Here is a 13,558-nt window from a genome sequence, read left to right on the forward strand (position 1 = left end):
TGGGTTGTGGACGGAGTGTCCACTCGCAGTGAGTGCAGACGGCAGGCGGCGGCCCGGACGACTCGGGGGAACGTCGTCCGGACCGCCTCTGGATGGTCCTATGATCAGCCCTGATACTCAGTGGCCACCCGTCAGCTGCCCATCAGCCCTGCCGTGCCCAGCGGCGCCGGGAGATGACCGCCAGGAGCAGGCCACCGGTCAGGGTGACCAGTGCCAGTGCGGCCAGATCCAGCGATCCCGCACCGGTGGACGGCAGCTGCGGACCGGCCGTCACCTGCGGCACCTGCGTCTGCGGGCACTCCGGGTCGGCGAACGTGACCTCGTAGGTCGCCTCGGTCGACGAGACCAACGTCCACCCTTCCGGCCAGCCGGCGGGCATTCCCTCATGGTCCATCGGGGCGTGCCCGATCGGTGCCCGCGCGGGAAGCGCCCGACCACCGGAGGTCGCCGCGGTCGGCGCCATCATGGACTCGCCCGGGTCAGCCCACTCGTAGCCATCGGCGAGGGTGGCGGTGACTGTCACCGTCTGCCCCGGCTCGTACGGGCTGGACGGATCCACCGTGTAGGTGACCCCGGCCGTCTCGACCAGAGACAGGGTCGGCGGGGCGCCGGCACCGTCGAGGCAGTCACCGTCATCGATCGACGGCGGCTCCGGCAGTGTGGGGATGCAGGCGACCTCCTTGAAGGTCACCTCGGTGACCGCCGTCAGATCGTCGACGACGGTCCACATGTCGTCCACGTCGCCCCAGACGTAGCCCTCGGCGAGCGACGCCGTCACCTCCACCGTCTGCCCGGACATGTACGGCCCTTCCGGATCCGCGGTGTAGGTGATGCCGGGTGTGTCGGCGAGGGTGAGTGCCGGGGGAACCAGGTGCCCGTCCGTGCAGATGGCCTGGGCGAGCGCCGGGGTCTGCGGAGCGGTCTCCAGGCAGACGATCTCGACGACGACGGACTCTGTGACCGACGTCTTCGCCTGCAGGAGCGTGGCGGTGTTGTCGAAGGTGTGCTCGCCGCACTCGTTCGTCCCGAAGTCCGACCAGTTGAACGTCCAGTCGTAGGTGACCATGCCACCTTCTGGAGCGGTGAACGTCTCATTGAGGGTGCCGTTGACGTCGCTGATGTCCTCCAGGTCCATCGTGGCGCCGAACTCATTGTCCGGGTCGCCCCAGGTGATAGGGGCCGGGTCGGCGGGGTAGGTGGCCTCCGCAGAAGTCACGCTCACCACACTCTGCCCGGTGACGGCACCACCCACCTCCTGGGAGTAGGTGCAGGTGAACATCTCACCGGGGTCGAGCTCCATACCTGGCGGTACACAGGTGATCGACGGCGTGTAGTCGCCCTCGCTGGTCTCCAGTACGTGCGTTCCCTCGAGAGTGACGGAAGTGTCCCCGGTGTTCTCGATCCAGATCGTTCCCGCGATCTCGTGGTTGAGGTCGGTGTAGCCGTCGTAGCCGACGTCGATCGTCCACATCACCGTGCCGCTGGTCGGGCCGTGCTCCTCGTGCGGGTAGAGCGTCAGCTCGGTGACGTCGGCCCACTTGTCCAGCGTCCAGTGGTGCGCGCGGTCGTAACTCGTGGTGACTTCCTGCGTGACCGTCACGTCCTCCTCGAGCTTGGGCTGGTTGTAGCAGAAGGTGATGTGGCTGATCCCCATCTGGCCCTCGATCGCACGCTCACCGCCGGAGCCGCCGGCCAGGATCTGGAATCCCGGTCCAGCCTTGACGAGGATCCCCGCAGCGGCCGGGTCGGAGCTGAAGGTGAAGGCGAAGTCGCCGGTGATCGAAACACTCAGGATGAGGTCGAGGTCATTCGGCTCCCACGGGCCGCTCGGATAGGTGTAGTCACCTTCCGCGCCCGTGTCGAGCTTGACGCCGAAGTCGAATCCGGCAGCCTGACATTCGACGTTCGCGTTCCCGGTAGGGATATCGATCACCTGCAGCGGCGCGATCTGAGCAGCTGCGAGGGTGGACTCGTCCTCTTCCTCAGCGTCCGGCTGCTCGTCGCTGCTCCGCGACTCCTGCGCCTGCGGGGCGTCGTTCTCCGGCTCTGCCGGCTCGTCCGACTCTGCGGCCTCCTCGACCGCCGGCTCGGATGCTTCACCTGGCGTGTCTTCTGCTGGTTGCTCCTCGGTATTCTCCTCCGGCGGCGCCGCGGGCTCTTCTTCGACGATGGGCTCGGGCTCCTCGGCTGGTGGCTCTGGCGCTGGTGGCTCGTCTGCCGGGACGGACTCTGGCCCGGCTTCCTCCTGCGCCTGCTCCTCGGTGGACTCGGTGGATTCGGTGGTGGTTGCGGTGCTCTCCTCGGCGACGACTGCGGGCTCTTCACCCGTGGTCTCAGCCCATACCGCACTGGCCCCGGCGGTCATGGCGAGGATCGCTGCCATGGCACCGCCGAGGAGGACTCCGGCCGGACGGCGGCGAGCCGTGCCGGGACGTGAAAATGCGTGTCTCATCGGGTCTCCTCAGGACGTGATCTCGTCCGCCGGAAGCACCGGCCGGTGGTAGCGGTCGACGTCCAGCAGGCACTGTCCTTCGCATAGTCCTCTCGGCCCATACCCCGGATACATGCCGGAAAGTCGCTACCTGGGTGATCTTTGAACGACCGCTCAGGGTGAGGAGGGTGACGTCTCAGGGTGATGTATGCCACCGACCTGCATGTTCGTTACGGCGCCTCGTCCTGGCTCGGCGATAGGGAAGACTGGGACACTGGAGCCATGACCGGATCCGTCGTCGATGAGCAGCCGCACCGCGCTCAGGTGCGGCGCTGGCGCCGCTACCTTGCCGAGGAGCGTGCCGAGGCAGCCGTGTACACCCAGCTGGCCGCTCGTCGCGAGGGGGAGGAGCGAGAGATCCTGCTGGCACTGGCGAACGCCGAGGGCCGGCACGCCGCCCACTGGGAGCGCCTGTTGGGCGATCAGGTCGGCCGGCAGCGCCCGCCGTCATTGCGCTCGCGGTTGCTGATCAGCCTGGCTCGCCGATTCGGGTCCGTCTTCGTCCTCGCGCTCGCGCAACGAGCCGAAGGCCGGTCCGAGTACGCCGGCGACGACCACGCCACACCGGCGATGGCAGCGGACGAACGCATCCATGAAGAGGTCGTTCGATCACTGGCGATGCGCGGACGGGCCCGGATGTCCGGAACCTTCCGGGCGGCTGTGTTCGGTATGAACGACGGGCTCGTCTCGAACCTCGCTCTCGTCCTGGGCATCGGGGCCTCCGGAGTCGGGACGACCGCCGTCCTGGTGGCCGGTGTGGCCGGCCTGCTGGCCGGAGCGCTCTCGATGGGTGCCGGGGAGTATGTCTCCGTTCGTTCCCAACGTGAGCTGCTGGAGGCCTCCACCCCCAGCCCCCAGGCGCATGCCGCCGTCGGTGATCTGGACGTGAACGCGAACGAGCTGGCTCTCGTCTACCGGGCCCGCGGCATGTCGGCCGAGGACGCCCAGGCGCGTGCCGAGGAGCGGCTCGCCACCTATAACCCGACCGTTCCGCCGCGGCGGGTGGCACCGCACTCGCTGGAGGAGATCGGTTCGGCATGGCACGCCGCACTGTCCAGCTTCGCCTTCTTCGCCTCGGGTGCGATCATCCCGGTTCTTCCCTATCTGTTCGGACTGACCGGCTTGACCGCCGTGGCTCTCGCTAGTGGCATGGTCGGCGTTGCACTCGTGGTCACGGGAGCAGCTGTCGGGGTGCTCTCCGGCGCCTCTCCGACCCGACGGGCACTGCGGCAGCTCGCCATCGGGTGGGGTGCCGCGGGTGTCACCTACCTCCTCGGCCTGGCGTTCGGTACCACGGTCGCTTGAGTGCTCCCGCCCCGGTGGTGAGTCCGCCTGATCGGCGTGAGACTGGTGGTGTCAGATTCACCGCTGACGACGGGAGGTCACGATGAAGGCTGCAGTGGGCGACCAGGTGGTCGTCGCGTCCGCGCACACCGACGTTCCGGCCCGTGAAGGAGAGGTCGTCGCAGTCTCCGACGACGGTCAGCCGCCCTGGCGCGTGCGCTGGGCCGAGGATGAGCACGAGTCCGTCTACGTCCCAGGTCCGGATACCTTCGTCCGGCGACGCGAGTAGTGTTCGCACACGTTGGTGGAGATTCGCCTGTCTGACACACCGACGGCAGACTGACAGACCGACGGCAGCGGTCAGAGGTGGGTCAGACTGCCGGAGGTGTGTCAGGTGGCGTGGGGTTGCCTGCACCGCCCAGGACGGCACTGAGTTGCGGCGCAAGGTCGAATCCATCCGCGCCGGTGACCTCCGGTGCCGGACCGGAGCGACCACGCTCCCCGGGTTCGACGCTCGGCAGCGGGCTACCGTGAGCGAGCACCTGTTCGCCGGGGGTCAACTGGCGGATCGCGATCGCCGCGACCCGGCCCGGATACTCGCGGGCGAACTCCCGGTAGATCGAGGGGTCGTGCTGGCCGTCGTCACCCACCAGCACCCATCGCATGTGCGGGAACTCCGCGGCCAACCGGCGTAGCGCCACGCGCTTGTGCTCCTGCCCGGAGCGGAACCATCCGGTGTTGGTGGGTCCCCAGTCGGTCATCAGCATCGGGCCGGCCGGGAAGGCGTGGCTGCGCAGGAACTGCACCAGGGTCGGCATGATGTTCCAGGCCCCGGTGGAGAGGTAGAACAGCGGGGTGTCCGGGTGCTCGGACTGCAGCCGCGTGTACATCTGCGCCATGCCAGGAACCACGTGCCGGGCGCTGCCGTGGCGCACGAAGGTGTTCCACAGGGCGATCAGCGGTCGTGGGACAAGCGTGACGAGGGCGGTGTCGTCGATGTCGCTGACGAGTGCGAGCGAGCTGGACTCATCCACGATCCGCACGCGCGCCGCGGTCGGTGTGGCCGCCTTGGCCCGGACCTCGACGTCGTGCCAGCCAGCCGGTAGATCGTGCCCGGCCACCACCAGATCGAGATAGCCGCTGCGGTCGGTGAGCGCCTGGTGCTCGACGCCCCCGACCATGACCGTGACCGGGAGGTAGGAGACCGGAGCGCTCAAATAGGAGCGCCAGCCACGCCGCTCCACCAGGTCTTCCACCAGCTGGACCGGGCCCCGGGTGGCGAGCCGGGGCCGGGAGAGGACCACCCGAGCGAGCACGCGAACCATGTCCCGGTTCCCGTAGCCGATGTAGGAGATGGTGCGTGGTCGCCACCCCCGTCCGCGGAGGAAGGGGATGAGACGGCGATGGAACTCGTCCTCGAAACGAGCGGCCACATGCGTCGAGGACATGACCCCAGGCTAGTGGTCCGCGCCGGGAAACCGTCCACTCGGCAGGGCGACGAGGCAGCGGCGGCGCATCGACTCACTGGACAGATGCAGACTACGCGGTTGATCCCAGCAGCCCCATGCCCACCAGCAACCGCGTAGCCGCCTGCCCCTCTCGGGTGGCGAGGTGGCGGACCCGCCCGCGCCACCCGGCCGACGATGCTCTGCACACCCAGCCCCGACGGCGCACCCCACCCCACCCGGAAACGTTCACCATTCGGCTGCGCCGCGTTCGCCCCGGGTGCATAGACTGCAGAGACGTACGGCGCCGTACGACCATCGGTGAGGTGTGGAGGAGTTTCATGCGCGTGCCCGACCGGGACCAGGTGATGGCAGCGATCACGAGCCGAACCGACGACGATCTGGGGTGGCTCGCCGAGCGACTCCTCGAGCACGTCGCCACCGAGGATCTCGCCGAACGCAGCCCGGAGTCGGTGGCCGGCATGGTCGCCTCCATGCGCGAGCTCGCGCAGACCCGCCAACCCCACGAGACGCTCGTGCGTGTGAGCCCGCCGGAGGGGGACACCACACCGTGGTCGTCCGCCCACACCATCGTCCAGGTGTGTACCGACGACATGCCTTTCCTCGTCGATTCGGTCAGTGCCGCACTCTCGACCGGCGGACACCTGGTCGACCTGCTCGTCCACCCCACGATCGCGGTGCGACGTGACGAGAACGGGCACCTCACCCAGGTGCGTAGCGAACGTCCGCCCACGACTGCCGGGACGGTCGAGTCCTGGATGCTGTTCGCCGTCGAGCGTATGTCTGCGCAGCGGCGGGCGGAACTGACCGAACGCCTGCAGGACGTCCTGCGGGACGTACGGGACGCCGTCAACGACTGGGCGCCGATGCGCCTGCGGTGCGAGGAGGTCGCCCGCGAGCTGCAAGCCGGCGCGCCGGTCACGGTCGACCCGGCGGAGGTGGAACCCACCGAGACGTTCCTGACCTGGCTCGCACGTGACCACTTCACCTTCCTCGGCTACCGCGAGTACCGGCTGGAGACCGTGGACGGTGCAGATGTGCTGCACCCGATCGAGGGAACCGGCCTGGGCATCCTGCGCGACGCTCCGGAGGGCCCTGGCATCTACTCGCGGCTGCGCCCGGAGGCGCAGGCTGGTGCGCGCACCCCGCGACTGCTGACCGTCACCAAGGCCAACTCCCGTGCCACCGTGCACCGTCCTGTCTACCTGGACTACATCGGCATCCGCACGTTCGATCCGGACGGCAACGTCACCGGTGAGCGACGGTTCCTCGGCATGTTCACCTCCGCTGCCTACGCCGAGTCGGTGCAGCGCCTGCCGATCGTCTCGGAGAAGGTGCGCGGCGTGCTGGCGCTCAGCGGATTCTCCCCGCACAGTCACTCCGGCAAGGATCTGCTGCAGATTCTCGAGGCCTACCCTCGCGACGAACTGTTCCAGAGTGATGCTGAGCAGTTGTGGTCCGTGGCCGAGCAGGTGATGCATCTGGAGCAGCGGCGCCGTGCTCGGCTGTTCCTGCGGCGGGATGAGTTCGGGCGGTTCGTCTCGGTGCTGGTCTACCTGCCGCGGGATCGGTACAACACCACCGTCCGGCTGCGAGTGGAGGCGATCCTGCGGGAGGCCTTCGGCGCCGAGCATGTGGACTTCACGACCCGGGTGAGCGACTCACCGCTCGCTCAGATGCACGTGGTGGTTCGGCTGCCGCGCGATGCCTCCATCCCGGATGTGACCGAGGCAGACCTGCAACCGCAGCTGGTGGCGGCTACCCGCACCTGGGAGGAGGATCTGCTCGAGGCGTTGCACGGTCAGGACGGCGAAGACTCCGCCGTGGCGTACGTGCGCGGCTTCCCGGAGGCCTACAAAGAGGACGTCGCACCCTCGGACGCCGTCGAGGATCTCGCCCGGCTCGTGGACCTGACGGGGAGTCAGACCCGCGTCCAGCTGTATACCCCGCCGACCGGGGCGCCGACGCACCGCCGGATGAAGGTCTATCGCGCCGAGCCCATCGTGCTGACCGACGTGCTCCCGGCGTTCACGGACCTGGGCGTCGACGTCATCGACGAACGGCCTTACCGGATCGTCGACGAGTCGGAGCGGGTGCGCTACGTCTACGACTTCGGCCTGCGCGCGCGAGGACGGACCGCGTGGCCCGACGGTATCTCGGAGGCGTTCGAGGATGCGTTCCTCGCCGTGGGCGACGGCCGGGCCGAGTCCGATGGCCTCGGCGCCCTGGTGCTCGCGGGGCTGCAGTGGCGCCAGGTGGCCGTGCTGCGGACCATCGCCCGGTACCTGCGGCAGGTCGGCTCGACCTTCAGCGTCGAGTACATCGAGGCGGCCCTCGTGGCCAACCCCCGGACCGCGACGGCCCTGGTGGGCCTGTTCGAGGCGCGCTTCGACCCCGAGCGCAGCGGTGACCGCGAGGCGACTCAGCAGGAGTACCTCACGCGCGTCCATGCCGATCTCGAGCAGATCGCCAGCCTCGATGCCGACCGGATCATCCGTGCGTTCATGGGGGTCATCCGGGCGACCCTGCGCACCAACTTCTACGTCGTCGGCCCCGACGGTGGCCCTCACCCCCAGATCAGCCTGAAACTGCGCTGCGCGGAGGTGCCCGGCATCCCCGCTCCGGTGCCGATGGCCGAGATCTGGGTATACGCCCCCCGTGTGGAGGGTGTGCACCTGCGGTTCGGTCTGGTGGCACGCGGGGGACTGCGGTGGAGCGATCGGCGTGAGGACTTCCGCACCGAGGTGCTCGGGCTGGTGAAGGCGCAGATGGTCAAGAACGCCGTCATCGTGCCCACCGGCTCCAAGGGCGGATTCGTGGCCAAGCAGTTGCCGGACCCGGCGCAGGACCGCGACGCCTGGCTGGCCGAGGGCAAGGCCGCGTACCGGCTGTTCATCCACGGCCTGCTCGACATCACCGACAACCGCGTGGCCGGCGCGGTGGTACCGCCGGAACGGGTGGTCCGCCACGACGGCGACGACCCCTACCTCGTGGTCGCTGCCGACAAGGGCACCGCCACCTTCAGTGACATCGCCAACGAGATCGCCGCCGAGCACGGCTTCTGGCTCGACGACGCCTTCGCCTCCGGCGGGTCCGCGGGCTATGACCACAAGACGATGGGTATCACTGCCCGCGGCGCGTGGGAGTCCACGAAGCGCCACTTCGCCGAGATGGGCCGCAACTCCCAGGCCGAGGACTTCACGTGCGTGGGCATCGGCGACATGAGTGGGGACGTGTTCGGCAACGGCATGCTCCTCTCGGAGCACATCCGTCTGGTGGCCGCCTTCGACCACCGGCACATCTTCCTCGATCCCACTCCCGACGCCGCAACCTCCTTCGCCGAGCGCCGTCGCCTGTTCGAGCTCCCCCGTTCCACGTGGGCCGACTACGACTCGGCGTGGATCAGCGACGGTGGCGGGGTGTACCCCCGGACGGCGAAGTCCATCGAGATCACGCCCCAGGTGCGCACCGCCCTCGGGCTCGCCGACGACGTGAGCGAGCTGACGCCGTCGGAGCTGATTCATGCGGCACTCCAGGCGCCGGTGGACCTGCTTTTCAACGGTGGAATCGGAACCTACGTGAAGGCTTCCACCGAGTCCCACGCCGAGATCGGCGACCGTGCCAACGACGCCATCCGGGTCAATGGTGCGGATCTGCGTTGCCAGGTGCTGGTGGAGGGCGGCAATCTCGGCGCCAGCCAGCTCGGCCGCATCGAGGCAGCACGCAACGGCGTGCGCATCAACACCGATGCCATCGACAACTCCGCAGGTGTGGGGACATCGGACCGCGAGGTGAACATCAAGATCCTGCTCACCGGGGAGGTGAAGGAGGACCGGCTGAGCATCACCGGCCGCAATGAGCTGCTCGCCTCCATGACCGACGAGGTCGCCGAGCAGGTGCTGCGCGACAACTACGTGCAGAACGTGCTCCTCGGCAACAGCCGCGTGCAGGCCCACGCGATGCTGACCGTGCACCAGCGACTGATCCACTGGCTGGAGGAACGGGGCGAGCTGGACCGGGAGCTGGAGTTCCTGCCCAGCGATGCCGAGATCGCCGAGCGAGATGCCGCGGGTACGGGCCTGACGCGGCCGGAGTTCGCGGTGCTGGTGGCCTATGCCAAACTGGCGCTGAAGGCGGATCTTTCCGAGACAGAACTGCCGGACGGGGCCTGGTTCTCCCGGACCGTCACCGAGTACTTCCCGCAGCCCTTGCGCCAAAGGTATGCGGACGCGATCGCCGAGCACCCGTTGCGCCGCGAGATCATCGTCAACGAGGTGGTCAACTCGATGGTCAACCGCGGCGGGATCACCTTCGCCTTCCGTGCGACCGACGAGACCGGGGCCGATAGTGAGCAGGTGGCGCGGGCGTTCGTGGCGTGCCGGGAGATCTTCGACCTGGAGTCCTATGTCCAGGCCGTGGAGGCACTCGACCACGAGGTGCCCAGCAGTACGCAGACGCAGATGTACATCGACTTCCGCCGGTTGCTGGATCGCAGTTCACGCTGGCTGGTGCTGCATCGTGCCGAACGTGTGGACGTGGCTGAGGAGGTGGCCCGGTTCGCCGATCCGGTCCGGCGCCTGATCGGCCAGCTGCCGGAGCTGTTGCAGGGTGGGCATGCCCGGCGTTGCGCGCGGATGGCGGCCGAGTTCTCCGAGGCCGGGGTGCCCGAACAGCTGGCACAGCGTGCCTCGACGCTGCTGCCCTCCCTTGCCTTGCTGGACGTGGTAGAGCTGGCCGGTTCCTGTAGCGAGCCGCTGGAGGAGGTCGCAGCGCTGTACTTCGCCGTGGCCGACCGGTTCGGTGTGGATGACCTGCTGAACCAGATCGGGGCGCTCGGTCTCGATGACCGGTGGGACGCGCTCGCCCGGGCTGCCCTGCGCGACGACCTGCTGGCCACCGCGCGGGACCTCGCCCGCACGGTGCAGCAGGCCACTCCCGACGGCGGAGCACCGGCTACCAGGATTGCCTCCTGGGAGGAGGGGGCCGGTGCAGCGCTGGGGCGTGCCGAGCAGGCGCTGCCGCAGGTGACGTCCCTCGACGGGGCTGGTCTGGCGCCATTGTCGGTGGCGGTGCGGGTGCTGCGGTCACTGGTGCGGTGATCGACTCTGGACACGCCCGATAGATTGGCTGTGCCGGCGTCGACACGTGGAGGGACACCATGGGGGCCACGAAGCGCGCGTTCCGGCGCCTCGACGGGGTGCAGTTGAGTCTGGCGGTCGGTGGTATCGACACGATCACCGGGCGTCTCCCGGTGCTGGTGGTCGGTGGCCCAGACGGTGCGATCACGGTACTGGCGGAAGCCCTCGGGATCGAGGAACGTGGGCGCTTCGACCCGGCGCAGCCACCGGTGTTCGCGCGCACTGTCAAGCCGCGCTTTCGCGTGGTACCGGCTGAGGGCGAGCCCGGTCTGGAACTGGACCACTCCAAGCGGGGCACGGTGCATCGCTGGCCGGTCGATCACCGGGTCCTGGTCGAGGCCACCGTCAGCGGCCAGGCGCTGCTGGTGCTGGTGGAGTCGCCCGGCGAACCGGAGCCGGGGGCCCTGGTGGAACGGGCGCTGGGGCGCCACGTCTTCGCCGCGTGGATCGACGTGCTCGACGAGCGGTCCGCCGATCAGGGGTAGCGCCAACGAGAGCGGCTCACAGCTCCCAGGAACCAGGGACGAAGAAGCAGCCGGAGGCATCCGTGATCGTGTGGCGGATGAGATCGTCCTGCTCATCCAGGCGACGGTGGGTGGCGATGAAGGTCTGCGGGTCGTTCACGAAGGCGATGAACAGCACGCCCGCCCCCTCCGGAGGGTCGAAACTGTAGCTGCGGCGCAGCATCAGGGCGCGCCCGATGTTCGCCGGGTGCGCACGCCGGGCGTGTGCTGCGGCCGGGATCAGCGGCTCACCGTCGGGGCTCTTGGCGAACAGATCGATCTCACTCATCGTCTCCCCGCCGGAGAGTGGTGCCCCGGTGTCGCGGCGACGGCCGATCGCACGTTCCTGCTCGTCCACGGGTGCCGTGGTGAAGTCGCTCAGGACGGTCATCCGCCGGAAGACGGCGAAGGTGTCCTGCTCCGGCCCGGTCCAGACACCGGCGGTCTGCTCTTCCTCTGTGCGCGGGGCGATGATGCCGTCGAGGAATCCCAGCCCCGTCCTCGTGGTGCCTTGCGGCGTGGGGGCGTCCCGGTATCCGGTCCGTTCCCAGACGAGTGTGGCATCGGGTACGAGTGCGGTCAGGGCAGCGGTGGCGTCTGAGACGGCGACGGCAGTCTCGGCGCAGACCTGGATCACGAGATGGCCACCGGTGCGCAGATCGGTCGTATCGCCGTCGAAGGCTGGGAGTTCGATTGCGAGAGTGGCACGTTCGGGCCACAGGCCCCGGGCGGTCCGGGGATCGACCCCGACGGTGATTGTGACCTCGCCGGCGTCCTCGGTCGTGGACGGGACCGTCTCGGCCAGGTTCCGGGCGGCGGAGTGGACTGCCTGGGGTTGAGGGTCGGCGAGTTCGAGAACGCTGACCTTGATGTGTCGTTGCGGCACCGCCGGGTGGGTGATCCCTGGCTTTCCAGAACCGGTGGCGTTCGGTTCGGGGGAGCCGCTCTCGGCCGGCTCGGTGACTCCGGCCAGCTGACCTCGTAGCGCCCAGCCGCCGACTCCGGCCACTGTGGCGGCACCGAGGCCGGTCAGGAACTCCCGACGGCGTCCGCCCGTCTTCGGAGCTTCCTCGCCTGGGGTGGGACCGACCTCGTCCGATGGCGTGGTCATGCGCCGGATTCGAGCAGATCGGCCGAAGGCGTTTCGATCGCCGAGATGTCGGGGAGCTCGACGGTCTCGGGGAGTTGGCGTGGCTGATCGTCGACAGTGGGCAGGCCCTGCCGTTCGTCCGGGAGTGCGACATCGGCGAAACTGATGCCATCCGGTGCGGGTGGCTGCGTGTAGTCGCTCGCGGGGAGGTCGCTCCCGCAGCCGAGCGCTGCGAGGCCGGATGGTTCCGTGGTGACCCCCGCGCTTTCGGGGCCGGTCTCGATGCAGTTGCCGGAGCCGGGAGCGTGGTCGGTGGGGGCGTAGGCGATGTCGACCCCGTTGTCACCCCAGGTGCCCGGGCCGATGGTGTTGTCGATCGGTGCGAAGTCCTCCGACGAGGTCATCCAGATGCCCACGTTGTCGTTCCCGCTGATGAGGTTCGAGCGAATGTCCGATCCGACGGCTCCCGCGAGCCCGATCCCGATCCCGAAGCCACCGCTTGCTTGTGTGGGCGTCTCCGTCTGGTCGTTGTCGGCGATCACGTTGCCGGCGACCTGGAGGGATTGTGTGGGCCCGTGGGCTTCGAGGTAGTTCGACAGCACACTGATGCCGACGCGGTTGTCGACGATGCGGTTTCCGGTGACGGTCACGGTGGAGGCGTTCGCGAGTTCGATCCCGACGGCGTTGCGGACCACCACGTTGCCGGTGACCGAGGCGTTGCAGTCGGCGCACTGGCCGACGTAGATCCCCGAGTCCGAGCCACCGCTGGCGAGGTTGTGCTGGATCACGCCGCTGGTGCGGTTGAACGCGTAGATGCCGTAGAGGCCATTGTTGCTGGCCGTGACGTACTGGACGAGATAGCCAGGTACGGGCGGGGGCGCCTCCGAGGGCACATAGCCGTCCGGACCGCGGGCGATTCCGGCGCCGCTGTCGTCGGTGACGCCGGTGATGAGCACGCCGTTCTGGAGGTAGTTGCGCACGGTGAGGTTCTCGACCGTGATCCGCTCACCCGTTCCGACGATGCCGTTGCTGGCCGTGAGGCCGCCGTCCAGCACGACGCCGTTGCGATCGTCGCCTCGGACCGTCACATCGTCCGCGCTCACCTCGAGCGTGCCTTCGTAGGTCCCGGAGCTGATGAGGATCAGGCCGCCCGGTTCGACGAGGTCGCCGGCTTCCTCGAGCGTGGCGTCATCGGGTACTCGGATGACGGCTTGCGTCTCCGGCTCGGAGGTGTCACCGCATGCTGACGTCGCTACCAGTGCGGCTGCAGCCGAGAGTCCGGCGAGAACACGTCTCATACTGACGCTCATGGTCGGATCCGTTCGTCGTTCTGGTGCGATGCGGGGCGCACGTGAAACAGCCCCGGGCCCCGTCGTCGTAGCGACGAGGCCCGGGGCTTGTTCACCCGATGATGCTACGCGAGTGCGCGGCGTCGGATGGTTGCCAGGGTGGTTCCGCCGAGGAGGAACACGGCGGCTAGCCCGGCGAGTGCCAGCGTCCCGTCGGCACCGGTCACCGGCATCTGCGGCGCCGGTGGGGTGTAGCCGGCGTCGATGGTGGGGATGTCGGCTTGGCCGGGTTCGGCG

General features: G+C 68.7%; 8 protein-coding genes. 4 read left to right on the forward strand and 4 right to left on the reverse strand.

The genetic code is table 11. The features are described 5' to 3' along the window. Window positions 1-142 precede the first annotated feature (142 nt). Window positions 143-2,452, reverse strand: a complete 2,310-nt coding sequence (locus FV560_RS16380; protein WP_159622639.1) for a hypothetical protein — start codon at window positions 2,450-2,452, stop codon at window positions 143-145. A 261-nt stretch (window positions 2,453-2,713) separates the two neighbouring features. Here FV560_RS16380 and FV560_RS16385 point away from each other — a divergent pair, with 261 nt between their 5' ends. Beyond that, window positions 2,714-3,796, forward strand: a complete 1,083-nt coding sequence (locus FV560_RS16385; RefSeq protein ID WP_159622640.1) for a VIT1/CCC1 transporter family protein — start codon at window positions 2,714-2,716, stop codon at window positions 3,794-3,796. A gap of 82 nt (window positions 3,797-3,878) precedes the next feature. Continuing rightward, a complete protein-coding gene (locus tag FV560_RS16390) occupies window positions 3,879-4,064 on the forward strand; it encodes a DUF1918 domain-containing protein (protein WP_159622641.1) in 186 nt (61 codons plus the stop codon). Window positions 4,065-4,146: 82 nt separating this feature from the next. On the opposite strand, the gene FV560_RS16395 is transcribed toward FV560_RS16390, so the two are convergent. Continuing rightward, window positions 4,147-5,223 carry an App1 family protein gene (locus FV560_RS16395; protein ID WP_159622642.1) on the reverse strand — a complete coding sequence of 359 codons (1,077 nt, stop codon included), beginning with the start codon at window positions 5,221-5,223 and terminating at the stop codon, window positions 4,147-4,149. Between the two features lie 338 nt (window positions 5,224-5,561). On the opposite strand from FV560_RS16395, the gene FV560_RS16400 reads away from it, so the two are divergent. Both FV560_RS16400 and FV560_RS16405 read left to right on the forward strand, forming a co-directional pair. After that, on the forward strand, window positions 5,562-10,340 hold the full coding sequence (locus tag FV560_RS16400) for an NAD-glutamate dehydrogenase (RefSeq protein ID WP_159622643.1): 4,779 nt from the start codon (window positions 5,562-5,564) through the stop codon (window positions 10,338-10,340). A 59-nt stretch (window positions 10,341-10,399) separates the two neighbouring features. Continuing rightward, window positions 10,400-10,864 carry a hypothetical protein gene (locus FV560_RS16405; RefSeq protein WP_159622644.1) on the forward strand — a complete coding sequence of 155 codons (465 nt, stop codon included), beginning with the start codon at window positions 10,400-10,402 and terminating at the stop codon, window positions 10,862-10,864. Between the two features lie 16 nt (window positions 10,865-10,880). On the opposite strand, the gene FV560_RS16410 is transcribed toward FV560_RS16405, so the two are convergent. Together FV560_RS16410 and FV560_RS16415 are read right to left on the reverse strand one after the other, a co-directional pair. Continuing rightward, a complete protein-coding gene (locus tag FV560_RS16410) occupies window positions 10,881-11,993 on the reverse strand; it encodes a Dyp-type peroxidase (RefSeq protein ID WP_159622645.1) in 1,113 nt (370 codons plus the stop codon). After that, window positions 11,990-13,282 carry a right-handed parallel beta-helix repeat-containing protein gene (locus FV560_RS16415; RefSeq protein ID WP_159622646.1) on the reverse strand — a complete coding sequence of 431 codons (1,293 nt, stop codon included), beginning with the start codon at window positions 13,280-13,282 and terminating at the stop codon, window positions 11,990-11,992. Before FV560_RS16415 ends, FV560_RS16410 begins: the two co-directional genes overlap by 4 nt. Between the last annotated feature and the right edge of the window lie 276 nt (window positions 13,283-13,558).

This window comes from Ruania rhizosphaerae (genome assembly GCF_009805705.1).
Taxonomy (GTDB): Bacteria; Actinomycetota; Actinomycetes; order Actinomycetales; family Beutenbergiaceae; genus Ruania; species Ruania rhizosphaerae.

What these genes read in the sequence shown, in the direction of transcription:
- FV560_RS16380 (WP_159622639.1), bottom strand. Translation starts at nt 2,452, where the DNA reads ATGAGACACGCATTTTCACGTCCCGGCACGGCTCGCCGCCGTCCGGCC.
- FV560_RS16385 (WP_159622640.1), top strand. Translation starts at nt 2,714, where the DNA reads ATGACCGGATCCGTCGTCGATGAGCAGCCGCACCGCGCTCAGGTGCGG.
- FV560_RS16390 (WP_159622641.1), top strand. Translation starts at nt 3,879, where the DNA reads ATGAAGGCTGCAGTGGGCGACCAGGTGGTCGTCGCGTCCGCGCACACC.
- FV560_RS16395 (WP_159622642.1), bottom strand. Translation starts at nt 5,223, where the DNA reads ATGTCCTCGACGCATGTGGCCGCTCGTTTCGAGGACGAGTTCCATCGC.
- FV560_RS16400 (WP_159622643.1), top strand. Translation starts at nt 5,562, where the DNA reads ATGCGCGTGCCCGACCGGGACCAGGTGATGGCAGCGATCACGAGCCGA.
- FV560_RS16405 (WP_159622644.1), top strand. Translation starts at nt 10,400, where the DNA reads ATGGGGGCCACGAAGCGCGCGTTCCGGCGCCTCGACGGGGTGCAGTTG.
- FV560_RS16410 (WP_159622645.1), bottom strand. Translation starts at nt 11,993, where the DNA reads ATGACCACGCCATCGGACGAGGTCGGTCCCACCCCAGGCGAGGAAGCT.
- FV560_RS16415 (WP_159622646.1), bottom strand. Translation starts at nt 13,282, where the DNA reads ATGAGCGTCAGTATGAGACGTGTTCTCGCCGGACTCTCGGCTGCAGCC.